This is a genomic window from Rubellimicrobium thermophilum DSM 16684 (assembly GCF_000442315.1).
Classification (GTDB): Bacteria; Pseudomonadota; Alphaproteobacteria; order Rhodobacterales; family Rhodobacteraceae; genus Rubellimicrobium; species Rubellimicrobium thermophilum.
This window is the reverse complement of record NZ_KE557324.1, coordinates 182,528-199,682: the sequence shown is the minus strand read 5'-3', so window position 1 is coordinate 199,682 and position 17,155 is coordinate 182,528. Positions and strand designations below refer to the sequence as shown.

The window sequence follows — 17,155 nt, the reverse complement described above, 5'->3', positions numbered from 1 at the left end:
CCCTCAGGCGCGCAGGCGTTCATTGGCGGGATCCCAGAGCGGGCCATCGCCCGCGACGATCGCCGGGACGCGCTCGCCGAACATCTCGACCTCGAGGCGCGTGCCGGCCGCCGCGAGATCCGCCCGCAGCATGCCCAAAGCGACCAGCCCCCCCACCCGGTAGCCCCAGGCGGCCGAGGTCGTCTCGCCCACGATGCGGTCGTTCTGCCAGATCGGGCTCATGCCGGGGGCGTCCCAGGGACGGGGGTCGATCCGCAGGACGGCAAGGCGCCGGCCCACCCCGGCCTGCCGTTGCCGCTCCAGCGCCGCCTTGCCGCGGAAGGCCGGTTTGGACCAGTCCACGAAGCGGTCGAGACCGGCCTCCAGAACGGTGTAATCCGTCGAGAGATCCTGCTTCCAGGCGCGATAGCCCTTCTCGATCCGCAACGAATCGAGCGCGAACATCCCGAAGGGACGCAGGCCATGGGCCGCCCCCGCCTCCATCACGGCATCGAAGACGGCCGGTGTGTCGGCCAGGCGCGTGTGCAGTTCCCAGCCCAGTTCGCCGGCGAAGGACACGCGGACGAGGCGGACGGGGCGGCCCGCCACCGTCGCCTCCTGATGGGACAGCCAGGGCAGAGCGAGATCGGCCTCCGCGATCCCTTGAAGGATCGCGCGCGAGGCAGGGCCTGTCAGGATCTGGCAGGACCAGTCCCGCGTCACGTCCCGCAGGACCAGCCCCGGTGCGAGATGGCCCAGCAGCCAGTCGCGGTCATGCCACTGGGCTGCGGCCGCGGTGATCAGGAGGAAGCGATCCTCGGCCAGCGACAGCACGGACATCTCGGTGACGAGGCGTCCATCCTCATCGGCGAAATAGGCCAGCCCCATGCGGCCCGTCCCCGGCACGCGGCCGGTGATCTGCTCGGCGAGCCAGGCCCGCGCGCCCTCGCCCTCCAGCTCGAAGCGGGAGAAGCCGGGCAGATCGAGGATGCCGGCGGCATCGCGCACGGCCTCGCATTCCTCCTGCACCCGGATCTGCCAGGGCCCGTCGCGGCGCCAGGTCCGGGTCGCGGCCTCCGAGATGTCGTCGCCGGGCCGGGCATACCACAGCGCCCGCTCCCAGCCGGCGGTGGCACCGAACTGGGCGCCCAGCGCCGCGATGCGGTCATGGATCGCACTGACCTTGCGCGGGCGGCCGGCGGGCCAGGCATGGCGGGGAAAGTGGATGGCGTATTCGTGGCCGTAGGTCTCCATCCCCTTGGCCACCACATGATCGGGATCGGTGAAATCGGTGTAGCGGCGCGGATCGCAGGACCACATGTCCCATTCCGTCCGGCCCTTCGTGACCCATTCGGCCAGCACCTTGCCCGCCCCGCCCGCCTGACAGATGCCGAAGGTGAAGGCGCAGGCCTCGTAGGCATCCGGCACACCGGGCATGGGACCCAGCAGCGGATTGCCGTCCGGGGCATAGGGAATGGGGCCGTTGATGACGCGCAGAAGGCCAGCCTCCTTGAGCACGGGCACCCGCTCCATGGCGTCCTCGACGATGGGGGCGATGCGGTCGAGATCGTCCGGGAAGAGCTGGAAGGAGAAATCCTCGGGCATCGGGTCGTCGGGTGTGACCCAATGGGCGCGGCAGTCCGGCTCATAGGGGCCGAGATTGAAGCCGAACTTCTCCTGGCGGAGATAGTAGGACACGTCCACATCGCGCAGCAGCGGCAGCTTGCGGCCGTTCTGCCGGCTCCAGGCCTCCACCGCCGGGACCGTGTCGAAGACGAGATACTGATGACTCATGGTCATCATCGGCACCTCGCGCCCGAACCAGCGCCCGACCTCGGCCGCCCGATAGCCGGCCGCGTTCACGACCTTGTCGCAGCGGATCTCGCCCTGCTCGGTCTCGATGATCCATGCCCCGCCGTCGCGCCGCGCGCCGATGGCCCTGCAGAAGCGGATGATGACCGCGCCCAGATCCCGCGCGCCCTTGGCCAGCGCCTGGGTGAGCTGGGCGGGATCGATGTCGCCGTCATGGGGATCGTAGAGGGCACCCCGGATGTCATGCGTCTCGACAAAGGGATGGGCCTCCCTGATCTCTGCGGGAGAGAGCAGCCTGAGCGGCATGCCCTGATGCCGGCCCATGCCGACGACGCGGGCGAATTCCTGCATCCGCTCTGCGCTATGCGCAAGCCGCAGCGATCCGGTGACATGGTAGTTCATCGGATAGCCGACACGCTCGGCCAGACCGCGGTAGAGTTCAGCCGAATAGCGCTGCATGGCCATGATGGACCAGGTGGCGGAGAAGGTGGGCACATTGCCCGCCGCATGCCAGGTGGACCCGGCGGTCAGTTCGTTGCGCTCGATCAGCACGCAATCCGTCCAGCCCGCCAACGCAAGATGATAGAGCGCCGAGACGCCCACCACCCCGCCGCCGATGATGACGACGCGCGCCCGCGCCGGCAGATCGCCCATGTCACCCCCTGACCTGTCTTCTACTCTTCTGCGCACCGGAACCCGGCACGGCAGGGCGATTCGTCCCCTGCCTGTTCACCCTAGCATCAGAGGGTTAAGAAAATGTTGATCACAGGCGACGGAGAAAGCCGGATGACGACGCCCAGAGGGATGACGGTCGGCGAGGCGCTGGTTGCGGGGCTGCGGGCGCGGGGGGTGGACCGGGTGTTCGGCATCCCGGGTGTCCATACGATCGCGCTCTACCGAGGTCTTGCCGGATCCGGCATTCACCATGTCACACCGCGCCACGAGCAGGGCGCGGGCTTCATGGCCGACGGGTATGCCCGCGCGACGGGACGGCCGGGTGTGGCCTTCGTGATCACCGGGCCGGGGCTGACCAACATCCTCACCCCCATGGCGCAGGCGCGGGGCGACAGCATCCCCATGCTGGTCGTGTCCTCGACCCTGGCGCGGCGCGACCTCGGGCGTGGGCGGGGCGCCCTGCACGAGTTGCCCGACCAGCGGGCGACCCTGGCAACGGTGGCCGTGGACACGCAGACCCTGTTCGATCCGGCCAACCTGGCCGAAGCGCTCGACCGCGCCTGGGCCGCCGCGCAGCGGGGCCGGCGCATCTGGACGTGCCTCTCGATGTGCTCGGTCTGCCCTGCGGACCCCTGCCGCCCCCCCGCCCGCTTCCCTCTGCCCCTGCGGCCGCAGACAGCGCATTGCGCGAGGCGGCGGCACGGCTGGGGGCGGCACGACGGCCCGTCATTCTGGCAGGCGGGGGCGCAAGATGGGCCGAAGCACCGCTGACGGCGCTGGCCGAGGCGCTGGATGCGCCGGTTGTCCAGACGGTGAATGCCCGCGGACTGATGCGGGGGCATCCGCTGGCCGTGCCGGCCTCGCCCAGCCTCGGCCCCGTGCGCGGCCTGCTGGCCGAAGCGGATGCCGTGCTCGTGCTGGGCAGCGAAATGGGGCCGACGGATCTCGACATGGATCTGGACGGCGGTTTTCCGGATCTGGCGGGGCTCGTGCGGGTGGATCGCGATGCGCAGCGGCTGGCATCGGGACCGGCGGGTCTGGGAATCCTGGCCGATGCCGCAGAGGCGGCAGCGGCCCTGGCAGCCCGGCTGCCCCTCCGACAGGGCGGCGAGGGGGCAACACGGGCGGCCCGCACACGCGAGGCGGCGCGGGCTGCGCTCCTGCCCGGGCCGGCGCGCTGCCTCGCGGTGCTCGAGACGATCCGAGAGGCGCTGCCGGAGGCCGTCGTGATGGGCGATTCGACCGAACCCGTCTATGCGGGAAACCTGTTCTTCGAGGCCGGGCAGCCGGGCGGCTGGGCCAACAGCGCCACGGGGTTCGGCACCCTGGGCTGGGCACTGCCCGCGGCCATCGGCGCGGCTCTGGCCGATCCCGCGCGCCCGGTGATCGCCCTTGCGGGGGACGGGGGACTCCAGTTCACCCTGTCCGAACTCGGCACCCTGGCCGATGAGCAGGCCCCGGTGATCCTGCTGGTCTGGAACAATGCGGGCTATCGGGAGATCGAGATGGCGATGCGCGCCGCCGGAGCCGAACCGCTGGGCGTGCGACCGACACCGCCGGATTTTGTCGCCGTCGCCCGCGCCTGGGGGATTGCCGCCGAGCGGATCACGGCGCTGGCCGATCTGCCCGGCCGTCTTCAGGCGGCGGCCCGGCGGGGGGGACCGACGCTCATCGATCTGCCAGCCGCCCTGGTCCACGAAGGCTGAGACAGCCGACCGCACAGCCGGAGGGAACCGGAAGACCGGCTGCGCACTTGCCCGGGCATGGATCGGCCTCTCTCGCTCAATGCCCGTGCTGCCGCCATCGCCCGCGCCATGGCACGCGATGGCGGCGTGTGGGGCATCGGCGTGCGGCGGGATGCGGCGGGGGCCTTGCGGCTCGATTGCGGACATGAGGCGCGCGGCTCGCTCGAGGCGGGTCTGGCGCTGGCGCGGGTCACGCTTGGCGGGCTGGCCACGGTCGCGCTGCACCCCTCCCGGCCGCTGCCCTGGGCGGTCTCGGTACGCACGGCGCATCCGGCGCTCGCCTGTCTGGGCAGCCAGTATGCCGGCTGGACCTTCAGGAGCCCCGGCGGCGCGGTGCTGCTCGGCTCCGGCCCGGCGCGTCTGCTGGCACGGGCGGACGAGGTGGCCACCGCCATCCGGCATGAGGAGCATGCCTCTGTCGCGGTGCTGGCCCTCGAGGGGCCGGAGCCGCCATCCGAGACCCTTTCGGAAGAGGTCGCGGCGGCCTGCGGCGTGAGGCCCGCCCAAGTGACGCTGCTGCACGCCCCCACCGGCAGCGCGGCAGGCATGGCACAGATCGCGGCCCGCGCGCTCGAATGCGCGATGCAGAAGCTGCGGGTGCTGGGCTTCGATCCCGCCTGCGTCACGGAAGGGACGGCCCTGGCCCCGCTGGGCGCACCGCATCCGGACGGCCCCACCGCGATGGCCCGGGCCAATGAGGCCATCATCCACGGTGCGGTGGCGCATCTGACCGTGACCCTGCCGGCCGGCGAAGCCCGGGATCTGGCCGAGGCGCTGCCCTCCTCCACCTCGCCCGACCGGGAACGGCCCCTGGCCGAGCTGCTGGCCGCGGCGGGCGGCCGTCCTGGGCGCCATCGACCCGGGCCTCTTCGCGCCGGCGCGCGTCCTTGTCACGGCCGCTTCGGGCGAGACCTTCGCGGCCGGCCGGGTGGCGTGGGGGCGCCTGCGGAAGCTGCTGCGCTAGCGGCCATCGCCCCGGTCTGCCTTGGCAGGGACGCAGGCCCTGCTTATGAGGAACCTCCGGGCAGGGGAGGGACGGCGCGATGGCGGACGAAGGCAAGGACACGCTGCGCAGGGCGGCACTCGACTATCACCGCCTGCCCCGACCGGGCAAGCTCGAGATCCGGGCGACCAAGCCGCTGGCCAACGGGCGCGACCTGTCCCGCGCCTATTCCCCCGGCGTGGCCGAGGCCTGCCTCGAGATCAGGGCCGATCCCGCCGCCGCCCGCGACTACACGACGCGGGGCAATCTCGTCGCGGTGGTGTCGAACGGCACGGCGGTGCTCGGGCTGGGGGCCATCGGGGCACTGGCCTCCAAGCCGGTGATGGAGGGCAAGGCCGTCCTCTTCAAGAAATTCGCCAATATCGACTGCTTCGACATCGAGATCGACGAGCGCGATCCGCAGAAGCTGGCCGAGATCATCTGCGCCCTGGAGCCGACCTTCGGCGCCATCAATCTGGAGGACATCAAGGCCCCCGACTGTTTCGTCGTCGAACGACTCTGCCGCGAGCGGATGAAGATCCCCGTCTTCCACGACGACCAGCACGGCACCGCCATCGTCGTCGGCGCCGCCGCAACCAATGCGCTGCTGGTTGCAGGCAAGCGCTGGGAGGACATCAAGGTGGTCTCCACCGGCGGCGGCGCGGCCGGGATCGCCTGTCTCGACATGCTGGTCACGCTGGGCGTTCGGCGCGAGAACATCTGGCTGTGCGATCTGCACGGCCTTGTCCATCACGGGCGCGAGGCCGACATGACCCCGCAGAAAGCCGCCTATGCCCAGGGCCGGGAGCCGCGCACGCTTGCAGAGGTGATCGAGGGGGCAGATCTCTTTCTCGGCCTGTCGGGGCCCGATGTGCTGACCCCGGACATGGTCCGCCGGATGGCGCCCCGGCCCATCGTCTTTGCGCTTGCCAATCCGGTGCCCGAGATCATGCCCGATGTCGCGCGCGCCGCCGTCCCCGATGTCATCATCGCCACGGGGCGATCCGACTTTCCCAATCAGGTCAACAATGTCCTGTGCTTTCCGTTCATCTTCCGCGGGGCGCTGGATGTGGGGGCGACCCAGATCAACGAGGCGATGAAGATCGCCTGCATCGAGGCCATCGCCGATCTCGCCCGGCAGACCACCAGTGCCGAGGCCGCCGCCGCCTATCAGGGCGAGTCGATGGCCTTCGGCCCCGACTACCTGATCCCCAAGCCCTTCGATCCGCGCCTGATGGGTGTGGTGGCCACCGCCGTCGCCCGTGCAGCGATGGAATCGGGCGTCGCCACCCGCCCGATCGCGGATCTGAAGGCCTATCGCGAGGCGCTGGACGGATCGGTGTTCCGCTCGGCCCTCATCATGCGGCCCGTGTTCGAGGCCTCTCGCCATGCCGGCCGGCGCATCGTCTTTGCCGAAGGCGAGGATGAGCGCGTGCTGCGCACCGCTGCGGCGATGCTGGAGGAAAGCGATGCCAAGCCCATCCTCATCGGCCGTCCCGAGGTGGTCGATGTGCGCTGCCGGCGCATCGGCCTGAAGATCAGGCCGGGGCAGGATTTCGAGCTGGTCAATCCCGAGGACGACCCGCGCTACCGCGACTACTGGAGCACCTATCACGAGCTGATGGCGCGGCGTGGGGTGACGCCGGATCTGGCCCGGGCGGTCATGCGCACGAACACCACGGCCATCGGCGCGGTGATGGTGCATCGCGGCGAGGCCGACAGCCTGATCTGCGGCACCTATGGCCAGTATCTCTGGCACCTCAACTATATCCGCCAGGTCCTCGCCCGGGGGGGGCTGCGGCCGGTGGGGGCCCTGTCGCTCATGATCCTCGACGACGGGCCGCTGTTCATCGCCGATACGCAGGTCCATCACGACCCCTCGCCCGAACAGGTGGCCGAAACGGTCGTGGCGGCTGCCCGCCATGCCCGGCGCTTCGGGATCACGCCCAAGGTCGCGCTCTGTTCCCACAGCCAGTTCGGCAATCTCGACACGCCGTCGGGCCAGAAGATGCGCGCCGCCCTCGAGATCCTCGACCGGCTGGAACCCAACTTCGCCTATGAGGGCGAGATGCATGTCGATGCGGCACTCGACCCCGAGATCCGCGAGAGGCTGTTCCCCGGCAGCCGGCTCGAGGGGGCGGCCAACATCCTTGTCTTCGCCAATACCGACGCCGCCTCGGGCGTGCGCAACATCCTCAAGATGAAGGCGCGGGGGCTCGAGGTGGGGCCGATCCTGATGGGCATGGGCAACCGCGCCCATATCGTTACGCCCTCGATCACCGCACGGGGCCTGCTGAACATGAGCGCGATCGCCGGAACGCCGGTGGCGCAATATGGCTGAGGCCTACCAGCCGATCTGCACGGTCACCCCAGTCTCGCCGCCGCGCTGCGTGACATCGGCGCGGGCGCCGCGCCCGATCTGGACCACGGCTCCGATATTTCCGCCGCCCTCCTGCGTCAGCCGTGCGGCGTGGCCGTCGCCGCGCTGGATGATCGCGGCCCGGTTGCCGCCCCCCCACTGGAGCAGCGCGGCGGCATTGTCGCGGCCCCGCTGGCGCAGGGTGCCGCCGCTGCGCATCTGCTCGCGGAGGGCCTGAAGCGCGAAAGCCGCGCGCAGGGCGGCCGCTTCGTCACCGGTCCGGGGGGACCAGACCCATTCGACCTGCCCTGCCGACACGGGCGAGGCCAGGAGCATCGTGATGGCGAGGGCGCGGAGCATGGCGGCGGTCCTTCGCGACCGGGAAGGGATCAGTCCGTCTCGACGGGGCAGGCGACGCGGCGCCCTGCAGCCTCGACGATCAGGCGCAGGGTGTAATCCTCGGCTCGGCCGGGCAGGTTCGCGCGGCCGAGCGTTGCGCGTTCGCCCGCGCTCAGCGAGAAGGGTCCGCCCTGGTCGATGACGATCCCGCGCCCCTGCACATGCAGGCTGTATTCGCCGGACAGGTTCCGTCGGGCCGTTACCTGCCCGGCCAGCACAAGCCCGTTGCCGGAGCGTCCGAGCTCCAGCACGCATTGCACCGGCCCGTAGAGGGGACCCGAGGCCAGCGCGCCGCCGGACGCGACGCCGGAGAGGCCTGCCGGCGATGCACCAAAGGCCATCGCGCAGGCTGTCAGCACCAGCGCGGCCAGGACCAGCGTCATGGGAGAGCGGATGGTCGTGGGGGACAGGGTCATGGGGGATTCTCCCTTGGCGGATCGGGGGGGGGGCGGATCGGGGGGCGGTCAGTCCCCGCGCCCCCCTCGGTGAGGCGGGGATCAGTCCTGAAGGATGACGGCCACGTTGCCGCGCCCGCCCTGCCGGGCGGTGACATGCCCGCCATTGCCGCTCTGGATCACGCCGAGGGCGTTGCAGCGGCCGGACTGCTCCACCTCCGCCTCGTTGGCGCGGCCGAACTGGGCCACGCCCAGCAGGTTGCAGCGCCCCCCCTGCGAGGCCGTGACCGCGTTGCGCCAGCCGGTCTGGCCGACCACGGTCCGGTTGCGCGCCCCGTCCTGGGTGGCGATGATGGTGTTGCGCCAGCCCTCCTGCGTGACGGTCAGGCGGTTGTGCTGTCCTCCCTGGGACAGGCCCACGCCGTTGCCGCCGCCCCATTGGTCGAGGCGGACGATGTTGCTGCCCCCGTCGGCAGCGGCAGGCAGGGCGGCAAGCCCGGTCGCAAGGCCGATCGCCAGCACGACGGCGAAGCTCCTGATGGTCATGGCGGTCTCTCCCGTTCGGTGTGATCCGGCCCGCCGTGCCGGGACAGGGCCGCGGCAGCGAGCCGATGTGCCGCAAGGGGGAGCGCCCCGCCGATCAAGGCAAGAACGCCCCGCTGTCAGGGGTTTTCAGACGGCGCGGCGGCGGCGCTATCGGCTAGCGGCGCCTGCGCAGGCCGCGTCTCAGGCGAACTGTTCGCGCAGCAGCCGTTCCTCGAGCCCATGGCCGGGGTCGAACAGCAGGTGATGGCGGATCGCGGGCTCGGAGCGGATCTCGGCCCACTCCACCTCGCCGACCGAGACGGAATCCGCATCCGCCCGCACCGGCCGCTTGTCGGCCTCGAGCACGTCGAAGCGCACCAGGGCCCCCTTGGGCACCAGGGCCCCGCGCCACCGGCGGGGGCGGAAGGGGGCGATAGCGGTCATGGCCAGGACCTCGGCCCCGATGGGCAGGATCGGACCATGCGCCGAGTAGTTGTAGGCAGTCGAACCCGCCGGCGTGGCCACGAGACAGCCATCGCAGACCAGCTCTTCCATCCGCAGGCGGCCGTCTACGGTGACGCGCAGCTTTGCCGCCTGCGGGCCGGCGCGCAGCAGCGAGACCTCGTTGATGGCCAGGGCCTCGCGCAGCGGCCCGGCCACCGTCCTGGCCCGCATCCGCAGCGGATTGATGATGGCCCGTTCGGCGGCGGCAAGCCGGGCCAGCAGGTCGTCTTCTCCATAGGCATTCATGAGGAAGCCGACCGTGCCGCGATTCATGCCGTAGACCGGGATCTCTCGCCCCTGCACGGCATGCAGCGTCTGGAGCATGAAGCCGTCGCCGCCCAGCGCCACGACGATCTCCGCCGACTCCAGGGGCACCTGCCCGTAGCGTGCGGCCAGGCGTGCCCGCGCCTCCGCGGCAAGCGGCGAGTCGGAGGCGGTGAAATGCAGGCGCGGGACCGTCACCGGAACCCGCCGCGGACTGCGGCCATCGGCTTTCCCCCCCGTCCAGCGCGGAATCCGATTCCTCCCGCCGGTTCTCCGCGCTGCGGATCGGAAACGCAAGCGCCGCCGACGAAGCCCGGGGCGTCGCCTTTGCTCTCGCGTTGCAGCGGCGAACCGGCTATGGCGACGCCGATCCGCCCGCACCGTCTGCCGCCGCAGGAGATCCCATGCTGGACCAGAGCTTCTTCGCCACCACGCTCGCCGCCCGCGACCCCGAGATCGCCGAGGCCATCGCCCGGGAGCTGGGGCGCCAGCGCCACGAGATCGAGCTGATCGCGTCGGAGAACATCGTCTCCCGCGCGGTGCTCGAGGCGCAGGGCTCGGTGATGACGAACAAATATGCCGAAGGCTATCCGGGCAAGCGCTACTACGGCGGCTGCCAGTTCGTGGACATCGCCGAGACGCTGGCCATCGAACGCGCCAAGCGGCTGTTCGGCTGCGCCTTCGCGAATGTCCAGCCCAATTCGGGCAGCCAGGCCAATCAGGGGGCCTTCATGGCGCTTCTGTCGCCCGGCGACACGATCCTGGGCATGAGCCTCGATGCCGGCGGGCATCTGACGCATGGCGCCCGGCCCAACCAGTCCGGCAAGTGGTTCAACGCCATCCAGTATGGCGTGCGCCGGCAGGACTGCCTGATCGATTACGACCAGATCGAGAGCCTGGCCCATGAACACCGCCCCCGCGCGATCATCGCCGGCGGTTCGGCAATCCCGCGGATCATCGACTTTCCCCGGATGCGGGCCATCGCCGACGCGGTGGGCGCCTGGCTGATCGTGGACATGGCCCATTTCGCGGGTCTCGTGGCGGCAGGGCTCTATCCCTCGCCCTTCCCGCATGCCCATGTCGTGACCACCACCACGCACAAGACCCTGCGCGGCCCGCGGGGCGGCATGATCCTCACCAATGACGAGGAGATCGCGAAGAAGGTCAATGCCGCCGTCTTCCCCGGCCTTCAGGGGGGCCCCCTGATGCATGTCATCGCCGCCAAGGCCGTCGCCTTCGGTGAGGCACTCGATCCGTCCTTCCGCGTCTATCAGCAGCAGGTGGTCCGCAATGCCCAGGCGCTTGCGGACGAACTGATGCAGGGCGGCCTCGACATCGTGACGGGGGGCACCGACACCCATCTGATGCTCGTGGACCTGCGGCCGAAGGGGGTGAAGGGCAACGCGACCGAACAGGCGCTGGGCCGCGCCCACATCACCTGCAACAAGAACGGTGTGCCCTTCGACCCCGAGAAGCCCACGGTGACGAGCGGCGTGCGCCTCGGCTCTCCGGCGGCCACGACGCGCGGCTTCGGGGAGGCGGAATTCCGGCAGATCGGCCGCTGGATCGTCGAGGTCGTGGACGGGCTGCGTGCGACCGGCGGCGAAGGCGATCCCGCCATCGAGGCGCGCGTGCGGGCCGAGGTGACGGCGCTCTGCGAGCGCTTCCCGATCTATCCGGACCTGTGAGGATGGCGCCTCGCAGCGGCGCCGCGGATGCCCCCACCGCCCTTGCGCTGCGGGTCCTTCGCCATGGCGGGACAGCGGCGGATCCCCTGCGGCCGCCGCTGCTGATCGTGCATGGTCTGTTCGGATCGGCCCGCAACTGGGGCAGCATCGCCCGGCATCTCGGGCAGGATCGTCCGGTGCTCGTGCCCGATCTGCGCAATCACGGGGAAAGCCCCCGGGACCCCCGGCACGACTATCCCGCCCTGGCCGCCGATCTGGCCGCGCTGATCGAGGCCGAGGGGGGACCGATGGATGTGGCCGGCCATTCGATGGGCGGCAAGGCGGCGATGACGCTGGCCCTGACGCGGCCCGATCTGGTCCGCCGTCTGGTGGTTCTCGACATCGCGCCGGTCGCCTATCCGCGCGACCGCATGGCCGAGATCGAGGCGATGCGGCGCGTGGATCCCGGGCAGGTCGCCTCGCGCGTGGAGGCCCAGGCGGCCATGGGCCTCGACGATCCGGCGACGGCCGCCTTCCTGATCCAGAGCCTCGACCTGAAGGGGCGGCGCTGGCGCCTGGATCTCGATGCGCTGGCAGGGAACATGCAGGCCATCATGGGCTTTCCCGCGATGCAGGGACAGTTCGGGGGGCCAAGCCTGTTCCTGTCCGGAGAGGACAGCGATTACGTGCAGCCCGAGCACAGGGCAACGATCCGCCGCCTGTTCCCCGCCGCCCGCTTCGCCCGCATCCGGGGGGCCGGTCACTGGCTTCATGCCGATCGCCCGCGCGAGACGGAGGCCGCCCTGCGCGCCTTTCTCGATGCGCCGGACCCCGCCTGATGCCCAGACAGGGGGGCGTGGCCGTCCGTCCGTGTCCGGGGCCACGCATCCTGCCGGAGGACCGGCCGCACAACAAACTGGATTGTCACATTTCCGTTTCAGTCGTTAGCTAGGCGCCGCAAGCCGGGCGGATGAAAAAGGTCCGGCCTTGAACAGGGGAGACCACGATGAGGATTTCGGGATGGCTGACGGCCACGGTGAGCGCTGCGATCATGCTGCAAGCCGGGACAGCGATGGCACAGTCGCTGGACGAACTGGCGGCCGCAGCCGAGGCCGAAGGCATGCTGACGACGATCGCGCTGCCGCGCGACTGGTGCAATTATGAAGGCGTCTTCCGCACCTTCCAGGAGAAGTATCCCAACATCACACTCAACGAACTGAACCCCAATGCGTCTTCGGCCGAAGAGCTGGAGGCGATCCGGGCCAACATGAACAATACCGGGCCCCAGGCGCCCGACGTGATCGATGTGGGGCTCGCCTTCGGACCGCAGGCGAAGGACGAGGGCCTGATCCAGCCCTACATGGTCTCCACCTGGGATTCGATTCCCGAGGAGGCCAAGGATCCCGAAGGCTACTGGTACGGTGATTATTACGGCGTGATGTCCTTTGCCGTGAACACCGATCTGGTGGAGGATGTGCCGCAGTCCTTTGCGGATCTTCTCGATCCGCAATATGCCGGCATGGTCGCCCTTGCCGGGGATCCGCGCGCATCCAACCAGGCGATTCTGGCGGTGATGGCCGCCGGCATGGCGCGGGGCGCCGAACCGGGGCAGGCCGCAGGCGAAGCCGGTCTTCAGTTCTTCAAGGAGCTGAACGACATGGGCAATTTCGTCCCGGTGATCGCCGGTTCGGGCACGCTGGCCCAGGGGACGACGCCGATCGTCATCCAGTGGGACTACAACGCCCTGGCTACCCGCGACACGCTCAACGGCAATCCGCCGGTCGAGGTCGTGGTGCCCTCTGACGTGACGCTGGCGGGCGTCTATGTCCAGGCGATCTCGGCCTATGCGCCCCATCCGAATGCGGCGAAGCTCTGGATGGAGCATCTCTATTCCGACGAGGGCCAGATCGAATGGCTGCGTGGCTACTGCCATCCGATCCGCTACAACGATCTGGTGGAACGCGGCGTGGTCCCGCAGGAGCTGCTGGATGCGCTCCCGCCGGCCGAGGCCTATGAGCGCGCGGTCTTCCCCACCATCGAACAGGTGAACGCCAACCGCGATGCGGTGGTGAACGGCTGGGACAGCGTCGTCGGCGCGGACGTCGTCGAGTAAACCCGGACCCGAACCCGGCCCGGCGCGTGCAGCGCCGGGCCGATGCATCCCTTCAAGACAGACAGGACCATGGCCGCGATATCCGACAGCCTCCGCCTGCGGGCCAGCCGATGGAAAGCCGGCGCAGGAATGGCCCGCTGGCTCGGCGTATTGCCCTTCTTTGTCTTCGTGATCTTGTTCCTGATCCTGCCAACGCTCTACATCGTTGTCGGGGCCTTCCGGCAGACCGGCGGCGGCTGGACCTTCGACAACATCCTCAACCTGCGGCAGCAGTCGATCATCAATGCCTACTGGGTGTCGATCAAGGTCAGCTTCTGGTCGGCGCTCTTGGGCTGCGTGATCGGCTTTGCAATGGCGGCCTCGGTCGTGCTCTGGGGTGTCGATCGCCGCCTGCGCAACCCGCTTCTCACCTTCTCGGGGGTTGCGTCGAACTTCGCCGGGGTGCCGCTGGCCTTCGCCTTCATCGCCACACTGGGCCCGGCGGGACTGATCACGCTCTATCTGCGGACCGAATTCGGCATCAATCTGCGGGCCTGGGGATGGAACCTGCTGTCCTCGAAGGGGCTGATCGTCACCTATCTGTTCTTCCAGATTCCCCTCATGATCCTCATCATCACGCCGGCGCTTGACGGGCTGCGGCGCGAATGGCGCGAGGCCGCGGCGGTCCTGGGTGCGAGCAGCCTGCAATACTGGCGGATGGTCGCCTTGCCGATCCTGTTCCCGTCGATCCTGGGCTGCATGGCCCTGCTCTTCGCCAATGCCTTCGGGGCAGTCGCCACCGCCATCGCGCTGACCGGCCCCGCGCTCAACATCGCGCCGATCCTGCTCTATGCCCAGATCCGGGGCGATGTGCTGGGCAACCCCAATCTCGGCTATGCGCTCGCGCTTGGCATGATCGTGATCACCGCAGCGGCCAACAGCCTCTACATCTGGCTGCGCGCCCGGTCCGAGAGGTGGCTCAAGTGACCCGCATCCTCGCCTGGGCGATCTTCCTCCTCGGCTGCCTCTATTTCGTCCTGCCGCTGTGGGGAATGACCGAATTCTCGCTGCGCATGCGGCGGGGGGAATATTCCCTCGACGCCTATGCCTCGATCCTCGCCAATGCCGAGTTCCAGCGCACCTTCGCCTTCTCGGTGACAATGGCACTGGTGACCATCGTCGTGGGGGTCCTGATCGTCGTGCCGACCGCCTTCTGGGTGCGCCTGCGCATGCCCGGTCTGCGGCCGCTGATCGAGTTCCTCACCCTCCTGCCGCTCGTGATCCCGGCCATCGTGATCGTGTTCGGCTATATCCGGCTCTACAACACCTCCTCCTGGCTGCCGCTGACCGGAACGGCCATGGGCACCAATATCCTGCTGGCGATGGGCTATACCGTGCTGGCCCTGCCCTACATGTACCGGGCGGTAGACACCGCGCTGCGCAGCATCGACGTGACCACGCTGACCGAGGCGGCGCAGTCGCTCGGCGCGGGCTGGGGAACGATCCTCTGGCGGATCATCCTGCCCAATGTGCTGGCCGGAGTTCTTTCGGGCGCCTTCCTGACCTTCGCGATCGTCGTCGGCGAATTCACCATGGCCGCCCTTCTCGACCGGCCTGCCTTCGGGCCGTTCATGCAACGCCTCGGGCAGGATCGGGCTTACGAGCCCGTGGCCCTGGCCGTCATCGCCTTTGCGATCACCTGGGCCTGCATGGGTCTGATCTCGCTCGTCACCCGCACGCAGAAACATCTCAGAGCCGCTTCCTGATGGCCTATCTCGACATCCTGAACCTGGAGAAATCCTTCGGCGCCCATCGCGTCGTGAAGGACTTCACGCTTCCCATCGACCGGGGCGAGTTCATCTCCCTGCTCGGCCCTTCGGGCTGCGGCAAGACGACCGTCCTGCGCATGATCGCCGGCTTCGAGACCCCCAATGCCGGCTCGATCCGTCTGGAGGGCCGCGATCTGGTGCCCCTGCGCCCCAATCAGCGCCAGATCGGCATGGTGTTCCAGGCCTATGCGCTGTTCCCCAACCTGACCGTGGCGCAGAATGTGGGCTTCGGGCTCAGGGGCGCGGGTGTCCCCCGGCCCGAGGCCCAGACGCGCGTGGCCGAGATGCTGGATCTCATCGGTCTGCCCCTGAGCGAATACGGCGATCGCTATCCCTTCCAGCTCTCGGGCGGACAGCAGCAGCGCGTGGCCCTGGCCCGCGCCCTGGCCCCGCGGCCGCAGGTGCTCCTGCTGGACGAACCGCTCTCGGCGCTCGATGCCAAGGTGCGGGTGCGGCTGCGCAGCGAAATCCGCGAGATCCAGCGCCGGCTCGGCATCACCACGATCTTTGTCACCCATGATCAGGAAGAGGCGCTGTCGATCTCGGACCGGATCGTCGTCATGAACGGCGGCATCGCCGAGCAGGTCGGCACCCCGTTCGAGATCTACAATCACCCGGCCACCCCCTTCGTCGCCAGCTTCGTGGGCACGCTGACGCCCTTCGATGCCCGGGTGCTCGATCCCGGCGCGGGGCAGGTCGCCGCCGCCGGCCAGACCCCTGACGCTCGGCCGGCCGCTGCGGCGCCGGGCCGGCGACAGCGTGACCCTCGCCCTGCGCCCCGAGGCGATCCAGCCCGGCCGGGCCGAGGGGCGCGAGATTGTCCTGCAGGCCACGGCCCGCGCGGTCGAGTTCCTGGGGTCCGTCATCCGCATCCGCGCCGAGGCGCAGGGCCTCACCATCCTGCTCGACACCTTCAACCGCCCCGATGCCCCGCCCCCGGCCCCGGGCGAGACGATCGAGATCAGCTTCTCGGCCCGTGACATCATCGTGATCGGAGAGGCGGCATGAGCGGCTGGGAAGCCACCTGGCACGGGACAGGGCGCTTCTGGCGCGGCAACCTGCATACCCATTCCACCCTGTCCGACGGCATCCTGTCCCCCGAAGAGGTCTGCCGCCGCTACCGCGATGAGGGCTATGACTTCCTGGCCCTGACCGATCACTTCGTGGGGGCCTGCGGCTATCCCATCGCGGATACGCGCCCCTACCGCACCAACAGCTTCACCACGATTCTCGGGGCCGAGCTGCATTCGGGCGCCATGGCCAACGGCGAGCTGTGGCATATCCTCGCCGTCGGTCTGCCCTCCGATTTCGCGCCCAGCCATACACCCGAGTTCCGCCCCGTGGAGGGCCAGGAAACCGGCCCCGAGATTGCCCGCCGCGCCGTCGAGGCCGGCGCCTTTGTCGCCATCGCCCATCCCCAGTGGTCCGGCCTGACGATGGAGGATGCGCGCGCACTCGCCCCCATCGCCCATGCGGTGGAGGCCTACAATCACGGCTGCGCCATGGGCTGCGACCGGCCCGACGGCTTTCACATCCTGGACCTGCTGCTGACCGAGGGGTTCCGGCTCAATCTCGTGGCCACGGATGATGCCCATTTCTCCGAACCCGATCATTTCGGCGGCTGGACGATGGTCCGTGCCGAGGCCAACGAACCCGAGGCCCTGCTGGCGGCCCTGAAGGCCGGGCATTTCTACTCCTCGCAGGGGCCCGAGATCCGCAGCATCGAACTGGACGGCGACAGGCTGCGCGTGGACTGCTCGGCCGCTGCTTCGGTGATCGTCTCGGGCCGAGGCACGGCCTCGAAGGGGATTCATGGCCAGTCCATGACGCGGGCCGAGATGCCGCTGGATCGCTTTGCCGACAGTCCCTGGATACGCGTGACCGTCATCGACCGCGCCGGCCGCCGGGCCTGGTCCAATCCCGATCTG

The 17,155-nt window shown here is 69.6% G+C and carries 13 protein-coding genes and 3 pseudogenes; 11 read left to right on the top strand and 5 right to left on the bottom strand.

The genetic code is table 11. The features are described 5' to 3' along the window. Nucleotides 1–3: 3 nt before the first annotated feature. A complete protein-coding gene (locus RUTHE_RS13260; RefSeq protein ID WP_021098968.1) occupies nt 4–2,445 on the bottom strand; it encodes a GcvT family protein in 2,442 nt (813 codons plus the stop codon). 132 nt (nt 2,446–2,577) lie between these two features. Here RUTHE_RS13260 and RUTHE_RS17795 point away from each other — a divergent pair, with 132 nt between their 5' ends. The 4 genes and pseudogenes from RUTHE_RS17795 (at nt 2,578) to RUTHE_RS13250 (ending at nt 7,534) form a co-directional block, all read left to right on the top strand. After that, complete coding sequence (locus RUTHE_RS17795) at nt 2,578–3,237, top strand: thiamine pyrophosphate-binding protein (protein ID WP_245542247.1); 660 nt, start codon at nt 2,578–2,580, stop codon at nt 3,235–3,237. Next, the gene (locus tag RUTHE_RS17790) at nt 3,150–4,172 is read left to right on the top strand and encodes a thiamine pyrophosphate-dependent enzyme (RefSeq protein ID WP_245542246.1); all 1,023 of its coding nucleotides are present in this window, start codon (nt 3,150–3,152) and stop codon (nt 4,170–4,172) included. Before RUTHE_RS17795 ends, RUTHE_RS17790 begins: the two co-directional genes overlap by 88 nt. Nucleotides 4,173–4,229: 57 nt before the next feature. After that, nucleotides 4,230–5,033, top strand: a pseudogene (locus RUTHE_RS17785) (methenyltetrahydromethanopterin cyclohydrolase); the annotation flags it as partial. A 221-nt stretch (nt 5,034–5,254) separates the two neighbouring features. After that, complete coding sequence (locus tag RUTHE_RS13250) at nt 5,255–7,534, top strand: NADP-dependent malic enzyme (RefSeq protein WP_021098964.1); 2,280 nt, start codon at nt 5,255–5,257, stop codon at nt 7,532–7,534. Between the two features lie 3 nt (nt 7,535–7,537). Here the strand turns inward: RUTHE_RS13250 and RUTHE_RS13245 are convergent, their stop codons facing one another. From RUTHE_RS13245 to RUTHE_RS13230, 4 genes are all read right to left on the bottom strand, one after another. Then, nucleotides 7,538–7,912 carry a hypothetical protein gene (locus RUTHE_RS13245; protein ID WP_040645875.1) on the bottom strand — a complete coding sequence of 125 codons (375 nt, stop codon included), beginning with the start codon at nt 7,910–7,912 and terminating at the stop codon, nt 7,538–7,540. Nucleotides 7,913–7,941: 29 nt separating this feature from the next. Further along, on the bottom strand, nt 7,942–8,367 hold the full coding sequence (gene csgH / locus RUTHE_RS13240) for a curli-like amyloid fiber formation chaperone CsgH (RefSeq protein ID WP_021098963.1): 426 nt from the start codon (nt 8,365–8,367) through the stop codon (nt 7,942–7,944). Between the two features lie 81 nt (nt 8,368–8,448). Next, nucleotides 8,449–8,892 (bottom strand): hypothetical protein, encoded by a 444-nt coding sequence (locus RUTHE_RS13235; RefSeq protein ID WP_021098962.1) that lies wholly within the window; start codon nt 8,890–8,892, stop codon nt 8,449–8,451. A 180-nt stretch (nt 8,893–9,072) separates the two neighbouring features. Then, a complete protein-coding gene (locus tag RUTHE_RS13230; RefSeq protein WP_021098961.1) occupies nt 9,073–9,837 on the bottom strand; it encodes an NAD kinase in 765 nt (254 codons plus the stop codon). Between the two features lie 206 nt (nt 9,838–10,043). Between RUTHE_RS13230 and glyA the strand changes: the two genes are divergently transcribed. The 7 genes and pseudogenes from glyA to RUTHE_RS13195 form a co-directional block, all read left to right on the top strand. Continuing rightward, nucleotides 10,044–11,327 carry a serine hydroxymethyltransferase gene (gene glyA, locus RUTHE_RS13225; protein ID WP_021098960.1) on the top strand — a complete coding sequence of 428 codons (1,284 nt, stop codon included), beginning with the start codon at nt 10,044–10,046 and terminating at the stop codon, nt 11,325–11,327. A gap of 2 nt (nt 11,328–11,329) precedes the next feature. Continuing rightward, nucleotides 11,330–12,145 (top strand): alpha/beta fold hydrolase, encoded by an 816-nt coding sequence (locus RUTHE_RS13220; RefSeq protein ID WP_021098959.1) that lies wholly within the window; start codon nt 11,330–11,332, stop codon nt 12,143–12,145. A gap of 167 nt (nt 12,146–12,312) precedes the next feature. Continuing rightward, the gene (locus RUTHE_RS13215; protein ID WP_021098958.1) at nt 12,313–13,419 is read left to right on the top strand and encodes an ABC transporter substrate-binding protein; all 1,107 of its coding nucleotides are present in this window, start codon (nt 12,313–12,315) and stop codon (nt 13,417–13,419) included. A 129-nt stretch (nt 13,420–13,548) separates the two neighbouring features. Then, nucleotides 13,549–14,385 (top strand): ABC transporter permease, encoded by an 837-nt coding sequence (locus RUTHE_RS13210; RefSeq protein ID WP_051150476.1) that lies wholly within the window; start codon nt 13,549–13,551, stop codon nt 14,383–14,385. Then, complete coding sequence (locus tag RUTHE_RS13205) at nt 14,382–15,164, top strand: ABC transporter permease (protein WP_021098956.1); 783 nt, start codon at nt 14,382–14,384, stop codon at nt 15,162–15,164. The genes RUTHE_RS13210 and RUTHE_RS13205 overlap by 4 nt, the downstream gene beginning before the upstream one ends. Beyond that, nucleotides 15,164–16,235, top strand: a pseudogene (locus RUTHE_RS13200) (ABC transporter ATP-binding protein). Before RUTHE_RS13205 ends, RUTHE_RS13200 begins: the two are co-directional and overlap by 1 nt. Further along, a pseudogene (locus RUTHE_RS13195) lies at nt 16,232–17,149 on the top strand (PHP domain-containing protein); the annotation flags it as partial. The pseudogenes RUTHE_RS13200 and RUTHE_RS13195, both read left to right, overlap by 4 nt. Nucleotides 17,150–17,155: the final 6 nt, after the last annotated feature.

Excerpts from the sequence above, each read along its gene's own strand:
- RUTHE_RS13260 (WP_021098968.1), bottom strand. The coding sequence starts at position 2,445 with ATGGGCGATCTGCCGGCGCGGGCGCGCGTCGTCATCATCGGCGGCGGG.
- RUTHE_RS17795 (WP_245542247.1), top strand. The coding sequence starts at position 2,578 with ATGACGACGCCCAGAGGGATGACGGTCGGCGAGGCGCTGGTTGCGGGG.
- RUTHE_RS13250 (WP_021098964.1), top strand. The coding sequence starts at position 5,255 with ATGGCGGACGAAGGCAAGGACACGCTGCGCAGGGCGGCACTCGACTAT.
- RUTHE_RS13245 (WP_040645875.1), bottom strand. The coding sequence starts at position 7,912 with ATGCTCCGCGCCCTCGCCATCACGATGCTCCTGGCCTCGCCCGTGTCG.
- csgH (WP_021098963.1), bottom strand. The coding sequence starts at position 8,367 with ATGACCCTGTCCCCCACGACCATCCGCTCTCCCATGACGCTGGTCCTG.
- RUTHE_RS13235 (WP_021098962.1), bottom strand. The coding sequence starts at position 8,892 with ATGACCATCAGGAGCTTCGCCGTCGTGCTGGCGATCGGCCTTGCGACC.
- glyA (WP_021098960.1), top strand. The coding sequence starts at position 10,044 with ATGCTGGACCAGAGCTTCTTCGCCACCACGCTCGCCGCCCGCGACCCC.
- RUTHE_RS13220 (WP_021098959.1), top strand. The coding sequence starts at position 11,330 with ATGGCGCCTCGCAGCGGCGCCGCGGATGCCCCCACCGCCCTTGCGCTG.
- RUTHE_RS13215 (WP_021098958.1), top strand. The coding sequence starts at position 12,313 with ATGAGGATTTCGGGATGGCTGACGGCCACGGTGAGCGCTGCGATCATG.
- RUTHE_RS13210 (WP_051150476.1), top strand. The coding sequence starts at position 13,549 with ATGGCCCGCTGGCTCGGCGTATTGCCCTTCTTTGTCTTCGTGATCTTG.